The following is a 17,093-nucleotide window of genomic DNA, read 5'->3' as shown; positions in this document are numbered from 1 at the left end:
CCCTCCGCGGCACGCAACGGGCACGATGGGGCACCACCGCGCGGAGGGAGCTGCGCGGCGTGGGGCTGCGCAGCACGACGGTCCCACTGGGGAAGGGGCTTCGAGCCGGGTCCGGTAACACACGGGGGTGACCGGACCCGGCTCAGCCCTGTCCGGGGCCACGTCTAGGGTCGGGGCCATGACTTCTCCCGCGCCCGGAACCTCCTCGCGTGCCGACGGCCGCGCCGACGACGAGCTCCGCCCGATCACCATCACCCGCCACTGGCTCGACCACGCCGCGGGGTCCGTGCTCGTGGAGTTCGGCGGCACCAAGGTGCTGTGTGCCGCGTCCGCCTCCGAGGGCGTGCCGCGCTGGCGCAAGGGCTCCGGCCTGGGCTGGGTCACCGCGGAGTACGCCATGCTCCCCGCCGCGACCAACACCCGCTCCGACCGCGAGTCCGTCAAGGGCCGCATCGGCGGCCGCACGCACGAGATCTCCCGCCTCATCGGCCGCTCGCTGCGTGCTGTCATCGACTACGAGGCGCTCGGCGAGAACACGATCGTCCTCGACTGCGACGTCCTCCAGGCCGACGGCGGCACCCGCACCGCCGCGATCACCGGAGCGTACGTCGCCCTTGCCGATGCGGTCGCGCACCTGCGCGGCAACGGTGCGCTGGCCGGCGAGCCCCTCACCGGCACGGTCGCCGCCGTCAGCGTCGGCATCGTCGACGGCGTGCCCCGCCTCGACCTGCCCTACGTCGAGGACGTCCGCGCAGAGACCGACATGAACGTCGTGATGACCGGCGAGGGGAAGTTCGTCGAGGTGCAGGGCACCGCCGAGGGAGCTGCCTTCGATCGCACCGAGCTCGACGCGCTCCTCGCGCTCGCCGAGAAGGGCTGCGCCGACCTGACCCGGCTCCAGCAGGAGGCCCTCGCTCGATGAAGGTGTTCCTCGCCTCGGCCAACGCCAAGAAGATCCTCGAGATGCAGCGCATCCTGGCCGAGCACGTGCCCGGCGTCGAGGTGCTCGGCATCGGCGACGTCGAGGGCTACGTCGAGCCCGTCGAGGACGAGCCGACGTTCGAGGGCAACGCGCTGCTCAAGGCCCGCGCCGGCGTCGCGGCCACCGGTCTGCCCTCGATCGCCGACGACAGCGGCCTGTGCGTCGATGCCCTCAACGGCATGCCGGGCGTGCTGTCGGCCAGGTGGGCCGGTCGCCGCAAGTCCGACGCTCGCAACAACGAGCTGCTGCTCGACCAGCTCCACGACGTGCCGGACGCGCGCCGCGGCGCGCACTTCGCGTGCGCGGTCGCGTGGGTGCTGCCCGACGGACGCGAGCGCGTGGTCGAGGGCCGGATGGACGGCCGTATCGTCCGCGAGCAGCGGGGGAGCGGCGGCTTCGGCTACGACGTGGTCTTCGTCGCCGTCGAGCACGACGCCGAGGACCTCACCTCCGCCGAGCTCGGACCGGGGGAGAAGGACCGCATCTCGCACCGGGGCCGGGCGTTGCGCGCGCTCGCACCGTACGTCGCCGAGGACCTCAGCGACGCCGGGTGAGGCGCCAGAGGGTCCACACCTGGACGCAGAGGTAGGCGACGAGCAGTACCTGGACGACGGTGAACGCCCAGTCCGGCCAGCCGCCCTCGGTCACGCAGGTCGAGACCGTCGTGGCATCGGGGGCTCCTGCGGGCGCCGCGCCCTCGCAGACCGTCGTCCCGGTCGACGCCGGCACGACGAGCGTCGAGAAGACCACGGGGAAGCCCGTCGCGAGGGCCGCCAGGCCCCAGGCCTTCTGCCGCCCCGACCAGACCCGCGACACCGCGAGGAGCACGATCCCGGCCAGCCACAGCAGGACGGCCAGGGGAAGGATGATGAACAGCAGCTCTGCGCCGACGAGGCCCACGAGCGCCAGGACCTCGACGGCGCCGAACCGCGGCTCCCGCGTCCGGGGTGCCGCGGGACTCGTCGTGGGACCGCCTGCGGCCGCCACCAGCTCCTGCGGCGTGCCGAGCCGGTCGAGCACGGTACGGACCTCGGCCTCGGACGGCGTGGGCGGGAGAGCGTCGCGCAGGTGGTCCGTGATGTCGGCGACCAGGTCGTCCGCGTCGTCGCCGGGCAGGGTCCGCGCAGCCATGCGCAGGCGGTCGAGGTAGTCCTGTGCGAGCGGGTGGAGGTCGGTGCCGGTGGTCATCGGGTCCCCTTCTGGAGCAGCTGGTCGACGGAGCCGGCGAACCCGGTCCAGGCGGTGCGGAACGAGTCGAGCGCGGCCTGCCCGCGGTTGGTCAGGGCGTAGTAGCGACGCGGGGGGCCGGCGGGCGACTCGCGCCAGGCGGTGCTCACCAGCTCGTCGCGGCGCAGGCGGCTGAGCAGCGGGTAGAGGGTGCCCTCGCTGGCGAGGAGGCCGGCGTCGGACAGCTCGGTGACGAGGTCGTAGCCGTAGCGCTCGCCCGACTGGAGCAGGGCGAGCACGCAGTGCTCCAGCACGCCGCGACGCAGCTGCGTGAGTGCTGCCTCCCCTGTCGCCATGAGGAGAGGCTAGCCGCAAGGTACCTTGCGGCACAAGATAGTGGTCAGGCGGCAGCGGGCTCCCGCTGTTCGACCTGCTTGCTGACCCAGGTGCCCCAGAGCGCGGCGAAGAGGAACATGAACAGCGAGTAGACCGCCGCCGGCACGGAGATCTCGACCTCGTCGAGCACCTCGACCGCGACGAAGATCGCGAGGGTGGCGTTGTGCACGCCGACCTCCATCGACGAGGCGATGGCCTGCGGGCCGGTCACGCCGAGGGTCTTCGGCACGTAGTAGCCGACCACCAGGCTGATCGCGCAGAAGAGGGCAGCGATCAGGCCGACGTCGGCGAGGTAGTCGCCGACGTTCTCCCGCTGGTCGAGCAGGATCCCGAGGACCAGGATCGCGAGGATCACCGCGGAGCCGATGCGTACGGGCTTGTCCATCCGGCGGGCGAAACCGGGCGCCCGCCGGTTGACCAGCATCCCGATGCCGACGGGCAGCAGGATCAGCGCGAACACCTTGACGATCTCGAGCAGCGGCATCGTCACGTCGTCCTGGCGGTCGTAGTACGCGATGGCGAGACCGGTGATCAGCGGCAGCGTCACGACCGCGATGACGGTGTTGATCGCGGTCAGGGTGATGTTGAGTGCGACGTCGCCGCGGAAGAGGTGGCTGAACAGGTTGGCCGTCGTGCCGCCCGGTGACGCGGCCAGCAGGAGCATGCCGATGCCGAGCAGCGCGGGCAGGTCGAACAGCACCACCAGGCCGAAGCAGATCGCCGGCAGCAGGACGACCTGGCACCCGAGTGCGACCGCCACCGTCCTGGGTGCCCGGCCCACCCGCTTGAAGTCGCCGACGGTGAGGTCCAGGCCGAGGCCGAACATGATGATCGCCAGCGCGAGGGGCAGCCCGACGGTGGTCAACGCGGAATCCATGCGCGGACCCTAGTGGTGACGGGGGTCACGTGCGACGGACTCGCGGAAAGCTGGTGCCGAAGGCGGGAGTCGAACCCGCACGCCCGAAGGCACACGGACCTAAACCGTGCGTGTCTGCCTGTTCCACCACTCCGGCAAGGGCGTCAGTCTAGGAGGTGGCGGCTTCCTGTCACGGCGGCAGGGCGGCCGTACACTGGGGCAGTCAGGGCGCGCGGCGGCGCCGGATGATCCGATGACTGTCCCGGGCTGGCAGCAGAGGCTGGGGATCGGTATGGCAACCACGAGGGCGGGGGCGTCGGGGCGGGGCGCCCTGCCCGCAGAGCTGACCAGCTTCGTGGGCCGCCGACGCGAGCTGGCCGAGACCCGGAGGCTCCTGGCGAGCAGTCGGATGCTGACCCTGACCGGCGTCGGAGGGGTCGGCAAGACGCGCCTGGCCCTGCGGATCGCGGCCGAGCTCCGACGCACCTTCCCCGACGGTGTCTGGTTCGTCGAGCTGGCTGCCGTCCACGACCCGCAGCTGCTCCCCAACACCGTGGCCAACACCCTCGAGCTGCGCCAGGTCTCCGCCGATCCTGCCGGCGACCTGGCCGCCTACCTCGAGGGCAAGAAGCTCCTGGTGGTGCTCGACAACTGCGAGCACCTGACCGACGCCTGCGCGGTCCTGTCCGGCAAGCTGCTGGCCGCGGCGCCCGACCTGCGCATCATCGCCACCAGCCGGCACGTGCTCGGCGTCGAGGGCGAGCAGATCCTCGTCGTGCCGCCCCTGTCCACGCCCGACGCCCGGGTGAGGGCCGGCGACGCCGCGCACTACGACTCCGTGGCGCTCTTCCTGCAGCGCGCCAGCGCCGTGGCACCCGACTTCGAGCTCGCGGACGGCAACAGGGACGCCGTGGTGGAGCTCTGCCGGCGGCTCGACGGCATCCCGCTGGCGATCGAGCTCGCCGCGGTGTGGCTGCGCACGCTGTCGCCCGTGCAGATCCTCGAGCGTCTCGAGGACCGGTTCCGGTTGCTCACGACCGGCCGCCGTGGCGCGCCGGCCCGGCAGCAGGCACTGGCCGCGACCATCGGGTGGAGCTACGAGCTCTGCTCGCCCGCGGAGCAGCTCCTGTGGGCACGGCTCTCGATCTTCTCCGGCGGCTTCGACCTGGAGGCGGCCGAGGACGTCTGCAGCGGGGAGCAGATCTCGCGCGAGGAGATCCTGAACCTGATCGCGAGCCTGGTCAACAAGTCGATCCTGGTCCGGATCCAGGCGACCGAGCACACGACCGCCTGGTACCAGATGCTCGAGACGGTCCGGGAGTACGGCGCGGATCGCCTCGCCGAGGAGGAACGGCGGGCGCTCCAGGTCCGGCACCGCGACCACTACCGAGCCCTGGCGCAGCAGTACGACGCCGAGAGCTTCGGCCCCCACCAGGCGGACTGGTTCATCCGGCTCCGTCGCGAGCAGGGCAACGTGCGGGCCGCGCTGGAGTTCTGCCTCACGGACCGCTCGGAGGCCGCCGCTGCCTTCGACATCGCCGCGCCCACCTGGAACTTCTGGTTCGCCGGGTTCCTCCGCGAGGGGTACCGCTACCTCCTCCAGGCGCTGGACCTCGCCACCGAACCGACCAGGAACCGGGCGTACGCCCTGTGGGCCGCCAGCTACCTGGCGATGTTCGCCACCGAGTTCGACCGCAACGCCGCGATGCTCGCGGAGTGCACCGAGATCGCTGAAGGCCTCGACGACCCGCGGTTGGTCGCGCGCATCAAGGAGTGCCGAGGGCACGCCGCGCTCTACCAGGGTGACCTGCCGGCCGCGGTCGCGCTCCTGCTGGAGGCGCGCGACGAGTTCCGCGCGGTCGGTGACCCCCTCGGCGAGTTCGACACCCTGATCCTGCTGACCGCGGCCATGTTCTTCCTCGGGGACCCGCGGGTCGACGAGTTCAGCCGTGAGGCCCTGGCACTGGCCGAGCGCCACGGCGCGTTGTCGTCGAAGGCCTACGGGCTGTGGAGCGTCGGCGTCGCCCAGTGGCGGGCCGAGCGGTACGGCCGTGCGGTCCGGTCGCTACGGGAGTGCGTACGGCTCTTCCAGCCGATGCGCGACCTCACCGGCATCAGCTTCGGCGTCCAGGCGTTGTCGTGGTGCGCCGCCTCCGCTGCGCCCGACGAGGCGGCGGCCCGGCTGCTCGGTGCCTCGCAGGCGGTCTGGCGCACGAGCGGGGCGAAGGTCGACGAGACCAACGCCTACGGCGCGTTCGACCAGCGGTCGCAGGACCTCGTGCGTGAGGCGCTCGGCGTCGAGGCGTACGAGCAGGCGTTCGCGGAGGGCGCGGCGTGCTCCTTCGAGCAGGCGGTGTCGCTCGCGCTCGGTGAGGTGCCCGAGGGCGAGAACACCATCATCGCGTCCAGCCGTCGGCCCAGCGAGTCGGGCGGGCTGACCCGGCGCGAGCGGGAGGTTGCCGGGTTGCTCGCCGAGGGACTGAGCAACAAGGAGATCGCGACGCGGCTCGTCATCTCCCAGCGCACTGTGGAGACCCACGTCGACCACGTCCTCGGCAAGCTCGGCATCGCCTCGCGCGCCCAGGTCGCCAGCTGGGTGGCCGAGCAGCAGGCTCGCTGAGCCTGACCCGGACTACGTAGTTCCTCGCATCTGGGTAGTCATCTCCGTACCTCTTCGGATCCCCGCGGCCGGGCTACGTGTGAGCGTTCACACACGCCGTTCCCCACCATCCGAGGACTCCCCTGATGTCCACCCTGACCCTTGCTCCCGCTGTTTCCCCCGTCAGCGACGAGCGGTCTCGTGGCAGCCGAGGGTGGTGGCGGAACGGCGTCATCTACCAGGTGTACGTCCGCAGCTTCCAGGACTCCGACGGGGACGGCGTGGGCGACCTCGGGGGTGTCCGCGCGCGGCTTCCCTACCTGCGCAGCCTCGGGGTCGACGGGATCTGGCTGAACCCGTTCTACGCCTCGCCGCAGCACGACCACGGGTACGACGTCTCCGACCACATGCTGGTCCACCACGAGTACGGCGACCTGGCGGCCTTCGACCGGCTGGTCCGCGACGCCCACCGGTTGGACATCAAGGTCATCGTCGACGTCGTGCCCAACCACTGCTCGATCGAGCACCCGTGGTTCATCGCGGCCGTGCTCGCAGGCCCGGGCAGCCCCGAGCGCCTCCGATTCCACTTCGCCGACGGCACCGGTGAGCACGGCGAGCTGCCTCCCAACAACTGGCGCTCCATCTTCGGCGGGCCGGCCTGGCGCCGGATCAGCGAACCCGACGGCTCGCCCGGGCAGTGGTACCTCCACACGTTCGCCCCCGAGCAGGCCGACTTCAACTGGCGCCACCCGGATGTGTCCGAGCACTTCGAGCAGGTGCTCCGCTTCTGGCTGGACCGCGGTGTGGACGGCCTCCGCATCGACGTGGCCCACGGCCTGCACAAGCGGGACGGGCTGCCGGACCACGAGCTCGCGATCGACGACGAGCTGACCGGCGACCCGGTCAACCCCCACGCCTGGAACCAGCCCGAGGTGCACGACGTCTGGCGCAGCTGGCGAGCCCTCGCCGACGAGTACACCGACCGCACCGGCCGGGAGCGGGTGCTCATCGGCGAGGTGGGAGTGCTGGACGCCGAGGAGCTCGCGTCGTACCAGCGCCCCGACGAGCTGCACCAGAGCTTCTTCTTCGAGTTCCTGCGCGCACCCTGGGGCGCGGAGCCGCTGGCCCGGGTGATCGACCGGGGACTGGGGACGGTCGCCACGCACGACTCGCCCGTGGCCTGGGTCCTCAACAACCACGACATGCCCCGATCCGTGACGCGGTACGCCGGTGGCGCTCCGGGCGTCGCTGCGGGTGATGTCGACCTCGGCCTGGCCCGGGCCCGAGCGGCGGCTCTGCTGATGCTCGCGCTGCCGGGCTCGGTCTACCTCTACCAGGGCGAGGAGCTCGGTCTGCCCGAGGTCACCGACCTGCCCGACCACGTGCTGACGGACCCGATGTTCCACCGCACCGGCGGTGCCCGTCGAGGGCGGGACGGGTGCCGGGTCCCGCTGCCCTGGGCGGCCGGGTCCGACGCGCTCGGCTTCTCCCCATCGGGTGCCCACGCTCCCACGTGGCTGCCGCAGCCGGAGTGGTTCGTGCACTACTCCGCGGATCGTCAGCGCGAGCCCGGCGAGTCCGTGCTCCAGCTCTACCGCGACGCCATCGCCCTGAGGCGCCGCATCCCCGCATTGTCCTCGAGCAGCTTTCGGTGGCTGGCGACCGAGCCGGGCGTGCTCGGGTTCGCCCGCAGCGACGGCTTCGCCTGCCTCGTCAACCTCACTCCCCGTCCGGTGTGCGCGCCGCCGGGGTCGCGGCTGCTCCTGGGCAGCGATCCCGAGGTCGGGGAGAAGCTGCCCCCGGACAGCGCGGCCTGGTTCCTGCTCGAGGAGACGCCATGAGGCATCGGCCGCTGCTGCTCGGCTACATCCGCGCCGACGTCTTCGGGAGCCGCGTCGACGTCTCCCGGTTGGAGGCCAGCCTGCGCGAGTGCGCCGATCGCGAGGACTTCTGCCTCGGCACCGTCTACGTGGAGCAGCGCCACGATCCCGGCGCCTTCCACGCCTTGATGGCCGAGGTGGGCCGCGACGAGACCGTCTGGGGGATCGTCGTCCCGGACCTGCGCCACGTGGGCGCGGTCGAGCAGCTCATCCTGAACAGGCACGAGGCGGGCTCCCGGATGGCCGTCCTCGTGGCCCACGTTCCCCCCGTTCCGGCGGGCCTGGCGCCTTCCAGCCTGCGCGCCAGGTCTGCCGTTCCACCGGTGGGCTGGATGCCGCGCCACGGATGATCAGTCGAGCCCCAGGTCCCGACGCAGCTTCGCGACGTGGCCGGTGGCCTTGACGTTGTACTGGGCGAGCTCGATCGTGCCGTCCTCGTCGATGACGAAGGTCGAGCGGATCACGCCCTCGACCTCCTTGCCGTAGAGCTTCTTGGTGCCGTAGGCCCCGTAGGCCTTGTGCACGGCGAGGTCCTCGTCGGAGAGCAGGGTCAGCGTGAGGGCGTCGCGCTCGCGGAACTTCGCGAGCTTGGCCGGCTTGTCCTTCGAGACGCCGAGGACCTCGTAGCCGGCACCGCGCAGCGAGTCGAGCGACTCCGAGAAGTCGCAGGCCTGCGTGGTGCAGCCGGGCGTCATCGCGGCCGGGTAGAAGTAGAGGATCACCTTCTTGCCGCGCAGGTCGGCGAGGCTCACCTGCTCCTCGGCGTCGTCGGTGAGGGTGAAGTCGGGGGCGGTGTCGCCGGTGGCGAGGCGGTCGGTCATCTCGATCCTGTTCTCTCGGAGGAGGAAGTCCCGCCAATCGATTCGAATCGATTGGCTGTTGCGAATTGCTTGCAATAAGGTCGCGGTGTGCCGGCGCGGTACCGGGGGGTCCGTGCCGGCCACCAGACATCCAAGCAGTCCTCACCCACACGGGAGCAGACATGCACGTGCCTGACGGCTTCCTCGACGCCCCCACGTCGGTCGCGACCGGCGTCGTCGCGGCGGCAGCGGTCGCGGTGTCGCTCCGGGCCGCACGCCGCGAGCTCGACGAGCGTACGGCTCCCATGGCGGGCCTCGTGGCGACCTTCGTCTTCGCCGCGCAGATGATCAACTTCCCGGTCGGCGCGGGCACCAGCGGACACCTGATGGGCGGGGCGCTGGCCGCGGTGCTCGTCGGACCCTGGACGGCGGTGCTGTGCCTGGCGGTCGTGCTGCTGGTGCAGGCCCTGCTGATGGCCGACGGCGGGATCACCGCCCTCGGCACCAACATCACGCTGATCGGCATCGTCACGGTGGTCGTGGGCTGGGCCGTCTTCGTCGTCCTGCGCCGGGTGCTGCCCAGGCGTCTCGACCTGGTCGCGCCCGCCGCGGCCGTCGGCGCCCTGGTCAGCGTGCCGGTCGCGGCGCTGGTCTTCACCGGCCTGTTCGCCGTCGGGGACAACGCGCCGGTCGACCTCGCCGCAGTCGCCATCGCGATGTTCGGCTGGCACACCGTGATCGGCGTCGGCGAGGCGGTGGTGACGGGCCTGGTGGTCGCCAGCGTCGTCGCCGCACGCCCCGACCTCGTGCACGGCGCCCGCCCGCTGATCGCGCAGCGCGAGCTGGTGACCCGCAAGGTCGTCGTCCGATGAGCACCCGCCGCTTCTTCGCCGTCGCCGTCGTCGTGAGCCTGCTCGTCGCGGGCGTCGCGAGCCACTACGCCAGCTCGCACCCCGACGGTCTCGAGCACGTCGCCGAGCAGACCGGCTTCATCGACTCCGCCGAGGACTCCGCGACGGCCGACAGCCCGCTCGCCGACTACGAGACCACCGGCGTCGACGACCCGCGCGTCAGCGGTGGCCTCGCCGGGGTCATCGGCGTCGTGGTGATGCTCGTGCTGAGCACCGGACTCTTCTGGCTCGTACGCCGCCGCGAGCCCGTCGACAGCGGCAGCTGATGGGCGCGGGGCACGGGCACCGGCTCTTCTTCCACGGCCACAGCCCGATCCACCGCGCACCGGCGCACCTCAAGGTGCTGGCGCTGCTGGGATTCATGCTCGTGGTCGTCGCGACCCCGCGCGAGGCGTACGTCGTCTTCGTCGTCGAGGCCCTCGTCCTCCTCGGCGTGGTCGGTGTCTCGCGGGTGCCGATCGGCTACCTGCTGCCGCGGATGGTGGTCGAGGTGCCGTTCGCCGTCTTCGCGGCGCTGATGCCCTTCATCGCCCACGGTCCCCGCACCGAGGTGCTCGGCGTGACCGTCTCCGAGCCGGGGCTCGTCGCCGGCATCGCCCTCCTCGTCAAGGGCAGCATCGGCGTGCTCGCCTCGCTCACGCTCGCGGCCACGACGGAGCCGCAGGACCTGCTCCGCGGTCTCCAGCGGCTGCGCATGCCCGAGCTGGTCGTGCAGGTCATGGGCTTCATGATCCGCTACCTCGACGTGGTCACCGCCGAGCTGGGCCGGATGATGACCGCGCTCCGCTCGCGCGGCTGCGACCCCCGGTCACCGCGACACTGGCCGGTGCTGGCCCGGTCGCTGGGCGCCCTGTTCATCAGGTCCTACGAGCGCGGCGAACGCGTGCACCTGGCGATGCTGTCGCGCGGCTACGACGGGAAGCTCCCATCATGACCCCGCCCGGCTGTCCTGAGGAGCTGAGGGACGAGGTGTCTCGACGGGTCCTCGACGTCCAGGGCCTCGCCTTCGCCTACCCCGACGGCCACCAGGCGCTCTTCGGCGTCGACCTGCACGTCCACCGCGGCGAGCGCGTCGCGCTGCTCGGCCCCAACGGCGCGGGCAAGACCACCCTCGTGCTGCACCTCAACGGCATCCTCACCGCCGGCAAGGGCTCGGTCGCGGTCAGCGGCCTCCCCGTCGCCAAGGAGCACCTCAAGGAGATCCGCCGCCGCGTCGGCATCGTCTTCCAGGACCCCGACGACCAGCTGTTCCTCGGCACGGTCCGCCAGGACGTCGCGTTCGGGCCCGCCAACCTCGGACTCACGGGGGCCGGGCTCGACCGCCGGGTGATGGACGCCCTCGACCGCGTCGGCATGGCGGACTTCGCCGACCGGCCGCCGCACCACCTCTCGTACGGACAGCGCCGTCGCGTGGCCGTCGCCACCGTCCTGGCGATGGAGCCTGAGATCCTCGTCCTCGACGAGCCGTCCTCCAACCTCGACCCGGCCTCGCGGCGCGAGCTCGCGGAGATCCTCCTCAGCCTCGACGTCACCGTCCTGATGGTGACCCACGACCTGCCCTACGCCCTCGAGCTCTGCCCGCGCAGCGTGGTGCTCAGCGAGGGGGTCGTGGTGGCGGACCGTCCGACCTTCGACGTGCTCACCGACGACGCGCTGATGGCCGCCCACAGGTTGGAGCTGCCGTGGGGGTTCGATCCCCGGCGCATTGATAGCCTGCCCCGGTGACCCAGGACATGAGCGCGCTCGAGCGCGAGATCGAGGAGACGCGCCAGCGGCTCGCCTCGACCATCGACCAGCTCGCCCACCGCGCCCACCCGAGGACCATCGTCGGCCGGCAGGTGACGACGGTGAAGTCCCACTTCGTCGAGCTCGACACCGGCACCCCGCGCACCGACAACATCCTCAAGGTCGCCGGCGCGGTCGTCGGGGTCGTGGTCCTCCTCGCCGTCGTCCGCAAGGTCGCGCGCTGAGCGCCGCGTCCGGCACCGGGGGCATGCGGTCCGCCCCGATCAAGATGCTGCACGACCGCCTCCTGGTCGAGGTCGACGAGGAGGCCGGTGAGCGTCGCTCCAGCGGCGGCATCGTCATCCCCGCCACGGCGGCGATGGGGGCGCGGCGGCTGGCCTGGTCGCGGGTCATCGCTGTCGGTCCGCACGCCCGCGCCGTCGAGGTCGGCGACCGGGTGCTCTTCGACCCAGAGGACAAGGCGGAGGTCGAGGTGCACGGCGAGGTCTACGTGGTCATGCGCGAGCGCGACGTCCACGCCGTCGCCGCCGAGCGCCTCGAGGGCGGCTCGACGGGGCTCTACCTGTGAGCGACCTCCCCCCGGCGGAGCGTTGATGGCCTACCTCGTCAAGCAGTCCCACCGGGCGCCCGCGGTCACCGCGCCGGTGCCGGTGGACGACTCGCTCCCGCGTGCGTGCGTGATCGGGGCGGGATCGTCCGGCATCGCCGCCGCCAAGCACCTGCACCAGGCCGGCGTGCCCTTCGACTGCTTCGAGATGGGCAGCGACATCGGGGGCACGTGGGTGCTCGACAACTCCAACGGCCAGTCGGCGTGCTACGACACCCTCGAGATCAACACGTCCTGCCCGCGCATGGCCTACTCCGACTTCCCGATGCCGGAGGACTACCCGCCCTACGCCCGCCACGACCAGGTCGCCGCCTACTTCCAGGCCTACGTCGACCACTTCGGCTTCCGGCACACCATCACCTTCGACACCACCGTCGAGGACGTCTCGCGCGCCGCCGACGGTCGCTGGGACGTCCGGACCAGCGGCCCCGGCGGCACCGAGACCCGGACGTACGACGCGGTGCTCGTCGCCAACGGCCACCACTGGGACCCGCGCTGGCCCGACCCGGCCTACCCCGGCACCTTCGACGGCGAGCAGATCCACGCCCACGACTACCGCTCCGCCGACCAGCTCGCCGGGCGCGACGTCGTTGTGGTAGGCGCCGGCAACTCGGCGATGGACATCGCCGTCGAGTCGTCGTCCACCGCGCGCACGACGACGTGGTCGGTACGTCGCTCCGAGTGGGTGCTGCGCAAGTTCTTCCTCGGCAAGCCGAGCGACCAGGGCCTGCTGCCGCCCGGCTGGGTGCCGTGGTGGGTCACCGCGCTGCGGCTGCGCATCGGCGCGACGGCGGCGGGCAGCATGACGAAGTACGGCCTGCCGGCGCCGACCCACAAGCCCGGTCAGTCGCACCCGGTGCAGTCCGAGCGCATCCGGGAGCGGCTGGCCGCTGGCGCGGTCACCGCGCGCCCGGCCATCGAGCGCCTCGACGGCGACCGGGTGGTCTTCGTCGACGGCACGTCCTCGCCGGCCGACCTCATCGTCTGGGCCACCGGCTACCGCGTCACCTTCCCCTTCCTCGACCCCGCGCTGGTCGCCGCGCGCGACAACGAGCTGCCCCTGTGGAAGCGGGCGGTCCACCCCGACCTGCCGGGGCTCCACTTCCTCGGCCTGCTCCAGCCGCTCGGCGCGGTCATGCCGCTGGCCGAGGCCCAGGCGGCGTGGATCGCCGAGACGCTGTGCGGCGACTACGTGCCACCCGCGGACGGCGACGTACGCCGTCAGATGGCCGCGGAGCACCGGCGCTACCGGCGCCGGTTCTACGACTCACCCCGCCACACGATGGAGGTCGACTTCGACCGCTACCTGTGGGACCTCGCGCGCGAGCGCACGAAAGGACGTGCCCGTGCTTCGTCGTGAGGTCGCAGGCCTCGTGCTGCGCCTCATCCGCTGGAAGGCAGTGGGTGAGGTGCCGCAGCGCGGCGTCCTGGTGGGTGCCCCGCACACGTCCAACTGGGACTGGGTGCTGACCATGCTCCTGGCCTGGAGGTACGGCATCACCATCCGGCTGCTGGTCAAGCAGGAGCTGTTCGTCGGCCCGCTCGGCTGGTTGCTCCGCCGCACCGGCGCCGTGGAGCTGGACCGCAAGAACCCGGCGCGGGCCATCAAGGAGCTGCTCGCCGAGGCCGAGGGCGACGACCCGTGGCTGATCGGCATCGCGGCCGAGGGCACCCGCTCGCGCGGGGAGTACTGGAAGTCGGGGTTCTACCGCATCGCCCGCCAGACCGGACTCCCGATCACGCTCGCATTCCTCGACGCCCCCTCCCGCACCGTCGGCTGGGGCCCGACGTTCCACCCGACCGGTGACGTCAGCGCCGACATGGACGTGCTGCGCGAGTTCTACGCCGACAAGACGGGCTTCAGGCCCGAGGGGTTCACTCCGCCGAGGTTGCGCGAGGAGGGGTGAGCCCCACCCTCCCTCGGGGTGTGACTCGGTGTCGCTCGGCAACCGTGAGGGCTAGGTTGAGGGTTCTACCGAAGGGAGCATGCAATGGTTTTTCTGCTGTGGATCCTCGCCGTCATCCTCGTGGTGTCCGGCATCGTCTCGTTGATCAGGGGTCAGATGCTCTGGGGCATCGTGCTCATCATCGTCGGGCTGCTGGTCGGCCCGGGTGGCGTCAGCCTCTTCACGAAGTAGCACCCTGCGGGAGAAGCACGAAGGGCCGGTCCGAGAGGACCGGCCCTTCGCTTCTGTACGCCATCAGGGACTCGAACCCCGAACCCGCTGATTAAGAGTCAGCTGCTCTGCCAATTGAGCTAATGGCGCAGGCGGTGAAGCGAGTAGAACTCTACCGCCTCGTGATCGGTAGGCGAAATCGAGGTGGCTGGTCAGAGCTCCGCGAGGACGGCCTGTGCGGCGTTGTGCCCGCCGAGGCCCGACACGGCGCCGCCGCGACGTGCGCCGGACCCGCAGAGAAGGACGGCGTCGTGCGCGGTCTGCACGCCCCACTGCTGGGCGGGCGTGTCGAGGCGCGAGCGGTTGGGGGCCCACGGCCACTCCAGGTCGCCGTGGAAGATGTGCCCGCCTGGCATCGCGAGGTCCCGCTCGACGTCCTGCGGGATCTTCGCCTCGATGCAGGGTCGGCCGTCGCCGTCGGTGGCGAGACAGTCCGCGAGCGGCTCGGCCAGGACCGCGTCGATCGAGGCGAGCGCCCGCTGCACGGCGACGTCCTTGGCGCCGGGGTCGGCGTCGAAGAGCCCGGCCGGGGTGTGCAGGCCGAAGTAGGTCAGCGTGTGCGCCGACCCCGCGCGGTCGCCGAGGATCGAGGGGTCGGTGAGGCTGTGGCAGTAGACCTCGCCCGGCACCGGGTCGGGTACCGCACCGGCTGCGGCAGCCGCGTACGCCTGCTCGAGCTGGGAGTAGTCCTCCGCGAGGTGGAGGGTGCCGGCGAACGCGACCGCCGGGTCCGCGCCGGACCTCAGCGCGGGCAGCCGGTCGAGGAGGAAGTTGATCTTGAGCTGGGAGCCGGCCGGCTTGGTGGATGCGTCCTCGCCCTCGCCGAGCAGGATCCGCAGCACCCACGGCGCGACGCCGGAGAGCACCCGCCGCCCGGTGACCGAGTGCTGCCGGGTGCCGTCGTGCCAGGTGACCTCGGCGCCGTCGGGGCCGGGGGTGATCGCGCTGACGCCGGCTCCGGTGACGATCTCGGCGCCGGCCCCGACGGCTGCCTTCGCGAGCGCGTCGGTCACCGCCCCCATGCCGCCGACCGGCACACGCCACTCGCCGGTCGCGTTGCCGACCAGGTGGTAGAGGAAGCAGCGGTTCTGGATCAGCGACGGGTCGTCCATCGAGGCGAAGGTGCCGATCAGCGCGTCGGTGGCGACGACGCCGCGCACCGTGTCGTCGGTGAACCGGTCGCGGATCGCACGCCCGAGCGGCTCCTCGACGACGTCGGTCCAGGTCCGCTGGTCGACCAGGGCGCGCAGGTCGCGCTCGAGCGGCAGCGGCTGCATCAGCGTCGGCGCGACGACCTCGGCGAGGCGACCGACCTCGGCGTAGAACTCCTGCCACGCGGCGTACTCCTCGTCGCCTCCGGTCAGCTCGCGGAACGAGGCCCGCGTCGCGTCCCCCTCGGGGCGCTCCACCAGCAGCCCGCCGGTCCGGTCGCCGCGCGTCCACGGGGTGTAGGACGCGGTGGTGCGGGACGCCAGGCGGACGTCGAGGGCGAGGTCGGCCATCAGCTGCTCGGGCATGAGGCTGACGAGGTAGGAGTAGCGCGAGAGGCGTGCGGGCTGGCCGGCGAACGGCTCGACCGAGACGGCGGCCCCGCCGGTGTGGCCGAGGCGCTCGAGCACGACGACGGAGAGTCCTGCGCGGGCCAGGTAGGCGGCGGCGACGAGGGCGTTGTGCCCGCCGCCGACCACGACGACGTCATAGCTGCTGGTGCCGGAAGTCACCGGGCCAACGTAGACCGTCGGCCGGCAACGCGGAGCAGGGCCCTTCGCCGTCGTTCCGCGGGCCCAAGGACTCTTCGTGCCGGACCGTCGTCGGCGAAAGAGTGGAGGCACACGGACAGTCGAGGAGGACGTCATGACCCAGCAGCACGTCACCAGCAGCGCCCCGCGGATCGTGGTCGGCGTGGGACCCGACGAGGTCGAGTCCGCACTGGCCTTCGCCGCGGACGAGGCACTGCGCGCCGGTTGTGGCCTGCACCTCGTGCACGCGGTCAGCCTGGTCCCGCCCGGCCCCGACCAGGTCCTCCTGCCTGCGATCGACCTCGAGGCGTGGGGCGCGGAGCGCCTCGCAGAGGTCGTCAAGCTGGCCGACGACCTGGTGCAGGGTGCCGTACCCGTCACCCACGAGATCCGCCGCGGCACGGCTGTCGGCGTGCTCGTGGACGTCGGTCGCACCGCACGCATGGTCGTCCTGGAGCACCGGCACCTGTCGCGGCTCTCGCGGATCGTGAACCGTACGGTGGCCGGCGGTGTCGCGGCACACCTGAGGATCCCCGTGGTGGCCGTCCCGGGCGGCTGGCACGCGGACCAGCGCCGGGGCGTGGTCGTCGCCGGCATCGACGTGCCCGGGCGGTCCGAGGAGGTCCTGCGCGCGGCACTGGCCGAGGCGCACGCCCGGGGCGCCCGGCTGCGGGCCGTCCACTCGTGGTCGCTGCCCGGCCCCTACGAGGAGGCGATGCCGGGGGACGAGGCCCGCCGGTGGGCGGACCGCTCGCGCGCCGAGGTGCGCGCCGCCATCGACGCACTGGGCGACCTCTCCGCGGCGATGGAGGCCGACGTGCAGGTCGTCCACGGCCGTGCCGCCGAGGCGCTGGTGAAGGCCTCCTCCGACGCCGAGCTGCTGGTGATCGGGCGCCACGACCCCCTCGTGCCGATCGGGTCGCACGTCGGACCTGTCGCGCGGGCGGTGCTCCGGGAGGCCACCTGCCCGGTGCTGCTGGCCAGCCCGCGACCCCACCGGGCGGTCTACCACCCGTGAGGGTCAGCCGCGGCCGAGCAGTCGGGACAGGAAGCCACCGCCGGAGCCGCCGGCCGCCTTCTCCGCCGCGGTGTGCTGGCCGTTGCACCATTCCTTCGCGGGGACGCCGGCCTTGACCTGGCCGACGTGCTGGCCGCAGCCGGCCCAGGTGGTCTTGCCGCAGGTCTTGCATCGGACTGGTCGGCACATGGTGGAGCTCCTTCTCGGTTGGGTGG

At 72.0% G+C, this 17,093-nt stretch carries 21 protein-coding genes and 2 tRNA genes; 15 read left to right on the top strand and 8 right to left on the bottom strand.

Annotated features, from left to right (window positions below; all coding sequences use genetic code 11):
• The first annotated feature begins 178 nt into the window (after positions 1-178).
• Together rph and rdgB are read left to right on the top strand one after the other, a co-directional pair.
• Positions 179-922, top strand: a complete 744-nt coding sequence (rph, locus tag EXE59_RS23055; RefSeq protein ID WP_135840975.1) for a ribonuclease PH — start codon at positions 179-181, stop codon at positions 920-922.
• Positions 919-1,536, top strand: a complete 618-nt coding sequence (gene rdgB / locus EXE59_RS23050; RefSeq protein ID WP_135840974.1) for an RdgB/HAM1 family non-canonical purine NTP pyrophosphatase — start codon at positions 919-921, stop codon at positions 1,534-1,536. Before rph ends, rdgB begins: the two co-directional genes overlap by 4 nt.
• Here rdgB and EXE59_RS23045 read toward each other — a convergent pair.
• The 4 genes from EXE59_RS23045 to EXE59_RS23030 all read right to left on the bottom strand — a co-directional run bounded on the left by EXE59_RS23045 (position 1,520) and on the right by EXE59_RS23030 (position 3,558).
• Positions 1,520-2,170 (bottom strand): DUF1700 domain-containing protein, encoded by a 651-nt coding sequence (locus EXE59_RS23045; RefSeq protein ID WP_135840973.1) that lies wholly within the window; start codon positions 2,168-2,170, stop codon positions 1,520-1,522. The two genes, rdgB and EXE59_RS23045, sit on opposite strands and share 17 nt — an antisense overlap.
• Complete coding sequence (locus tag EXE59_RS23040; protein WP_135840972.1) at positions 2,167-2,505, bottom strand: PadR family transcriptional regulator; 339 nt, start codon at positions 2,503-2,505, stop codon at positions 2,167-2,169. Before EXE59_RS23040 ends, EXE59_RS23045 begins: the two co-directional genes overlap by 4 nt.
• A 44-nt stretch (positions 2,506-2,549) precedes the next feature.
• Positions 2,550-3,422: a bile acid:sodium symporter family protein gene (locus EXE59_RS23035; RefSeq protein WP_135840971.1), complete on the bottom strand. Its 873-nt coding sequence runs from the start codon at positions 3,420-3,422 to the stop codon at positions 2,550-2,552.
• 51 nt (positions 3,423-3,473) lie between these two features.
• A tRNA-Leu gene (locus tag EXE59_RS23030) sits at positions 3,474-3,558 on the bottom strand.
• Between the two features lie 135 nt (positions 3,559-3,693).
• Between EXE59_RS23030 and EXE59_RS23025 the strand changes: the two genes are divergently transcribed.
• The 3 genes from EXE59_RS23025 (at position 3,694) to EXE59_RS23015 (ending at position 8,230) form a co-directional block, all read left to right on the top strand.
• Entirely contained in the window at positions 3,694-6,021 is a 2,328-nt protein-coding gene (locus EXE59_RS23025; protein WP_135840970.1) for an ATP-binding protein, read from the top strand.
• Positions 6,022-6,146: 125 nt separating this feature from the next.
• The gene (locus tag EXE59_RS23020; RefSeq protein WP_135840969.1) at positions 6,147-7,841 is read left to right on the top strand and encodes a glycoside hydrolase family 13 protein; all 1,695 of its coding nucleotides are present in this window, start codon (positions 6,147-6,149) and stop codon (positions 7,839-7,841) included.
• A complete protein-coding gene (locus tag EXE59_RS23015) occupies positions 7,838-8,230 on the top strand; it encodes a hypothetical protein (RefSeq protein ID WP_135840968.1) in 393 nt (130 codons plus the stop codon). Before EXE59_RS23020 ends, EXE59_RS23015 begins: the two co-directional genes overlap by 4 nt.
• Here the strand turns inward: EXE59_RS23015 and bcp are convergent, their stop codons facing one another.
• Positions 8,231-8,701 (bottom strand): thioredoxin-dependent thiol peroxidase, encoded by a 471-nt coding sequence (gene bcp / locus EXE59_RS23010; RefSeq protein ID WP_135840967.1) that lies wholly within the window; start codon positions 8,699-8,701, stop codon positions 8,231-8,233.
• A gap of 161 nt (positions 8,702-8,862) precedes the next feature.
• Between bcp and EXE59_RS23005 the strand changes: the two genes are divergently transcribed.
• The 9 genes from EXE59_RS23005 (at position 8,863) to EXE59_RS24010 (ending at position 14,082) form a co-directional block, all read left to right on the top strand.
• On the top strand, positions 8,863-9,552 hold the full coding sequence (locus tag EXE59_RS23005) for an energy-coupling factor ABC transporter permease (protein WP_168218650.1): 690 nt from the start codon (positions 8,863-8,865) through the stop codon (positions 9,550-9,552).
• Positions 9,549-9,857, top strand: a complete 309-nt coding sequence (locus EXE59_RS24015; protein ID WP_168218649.1) for a PDGLE domain-containing protein — start codon at positions 9,549-9,551, stop codon at positions 9,855-9,857. The genes EXE59_RS23005 and EXE59_RS24015 overlap by 4 nt, the downstream gene beginning before the upstream one ends.
• Positions 9,857-10,525 (top strand): cobalt ECF transporter T component CbiQ, encoded by a 669-nt coding sequence (gene cbiQ / locus EXE59_RS23000; protein WP_135840966.1) that lies wholly within the window; start codon positions 9,857-9,859, stop codon positions 10,523-10,525. Before EXE59_RS24015 ends, cbiQ begins: the two co-directional genes overlap by 1 nt.
• Before the next feature lie 35 nt (positions 10,526-10,560).
• Positions 10,561-11,316: an energy-coupling factor ABC transporter ATP-binding protein gene (locus EXE59_RS22995; RefSeq protein ID WP_210429110.1), complete on the top strand. Its 756-nt coding sequence runs from the start codon at positions 10,561-10,563 to the stop codon at positions 11,314-11,316.
• Positions 11,313-11,561 (top strand): DUF3618 domain-containing protein, encoded by a 249-nt coding sequence (locus EXE59_RS22990; protein ID WP_135840964.1) that lies wholly within the window; start codon positions 11,313-11,315, stop codon positions 11,559-11,561. Before EXE59_RS22995 ends, EXE59_RS22990 begins: the two co-directional genes overlap by 4 nt.
• Before the next feature lie 23 nt (positions 11,562-11,584).
• Positions 11,585-11,905, top strand: coding sequence for a GroES family chaperonin (locus EXE59_RS22985; RefSeq protein WP_135840963.1), 321 nt, complete (start codon positions 11,585-11,587; stop codon positions 11,903-11,905).
• Between the two features lie 25 nt (positions 11,906-11,930).
• A complete protein-coding gene (locus tag EXE59_RS22980) occupies positions 11,931-13,304 on the top strand; it encodes a flavin-containing monooxygenase (protein WP_135840962.1) in 1,374 nt (457 codons plus the stop codon).
• Positions 13,291-13,851 (top strand): 1-acyl-sn-glycerol-3-phosphate acyltransferase, encoded by a 561-nt coding sequence (locus EXE59_RS22975; RefSeq protein WP_246057008.1) that lies wholly within the window; start codon positions 13,291-13,293, stop codon positions 13,849-13,851. The genes EXE59_RS22980 and EXE59_RS22975 overlap by 14 nt, the downstream gene beginning before the upstream one ends.
• Positions 13,852-13,935: 84 nt before the next feature.
• Positions 13,936-14,082: a GPGG-motif small membrane protein gene (locus EXE59_RS24010; protein ID WP_168218648.1), complete on the top strand. Its 147-nt coding sequence runs from the start codon at positions 13,936-13,938 to the stop codon at positions 14,080-14,082.
• 56 nt (positions 14,083-14,138) lie between these two features.
• On the opposite strand, the gene EXE59_RS22970 is transcribed toward EXE59_RS24010, so the two are convergent.
• Positions 14,139-14,211: transfer RNA gene (locus EXE59_RS22970), tRNA-Lys, on the bottom strand.
• Positions 14,212-14,273: 62 nt separating this feature from the next.
• The gene (locus EXE59_RS22965) at positions 14,274-15,842 is read right to left on the bottom strand and encodes a phytoene desaturase family protein (protein ID WP_246057007.1); all 1,569 of its coding nucleotides are present in this window, start codon (positions 15,840-15,842) and stop codon (positions 14,274-14,276) included.
• 133 nt (positions 15,843-15,975) lie between these two features.
• Here EXE59_RS22965 and EXE59_RS22960 point away from each other — a divergent pair, with 133 nt between their 5' ends.
• Positions 15,976-16,878 (top strand): universal stress protein, encoded by a 903-nt coding sequence (locus EXE59_RS22960; RefSeq protein WP_135840960.1) that lies wholly within the window; start codon positions 15,976-15,978, stop codon positions 16,876-16,878.
• Between the two features lie 3 nt (positions 16,879-16,881).
• Here the strand turns inward: EXE59_RS22960 and EXE59_RS22955 are convergent, their stop codons facing one another.
• Positions 16,882-17,067, bottom strand: coding sequence for a hypothetical protein (locus EXE59_RS22955; protein WP_135840959.1), 186 nt, complete (start codon positions 17,065-17,067; stop codon positions 16,882-16,884).
• Between the last annotated feature and the right edge of the window lie 26 nt (positions 17,068-17,093).

It is taken from the genome of Nocardioides eburneiflavus (assembly GCF_004785795.1).
GTDB lineage: Bacteria > Actinomycetota > Actinomycetes > Propionibacteriales > Nocardioidaceae > Nocardioides > Nocardioides eburneiflavus.
The sequence above is the reverse complement of the archived record's forward strand: the minus strand, read 5'-3'. Positions and strand labels throughout refer to the sequence as shown.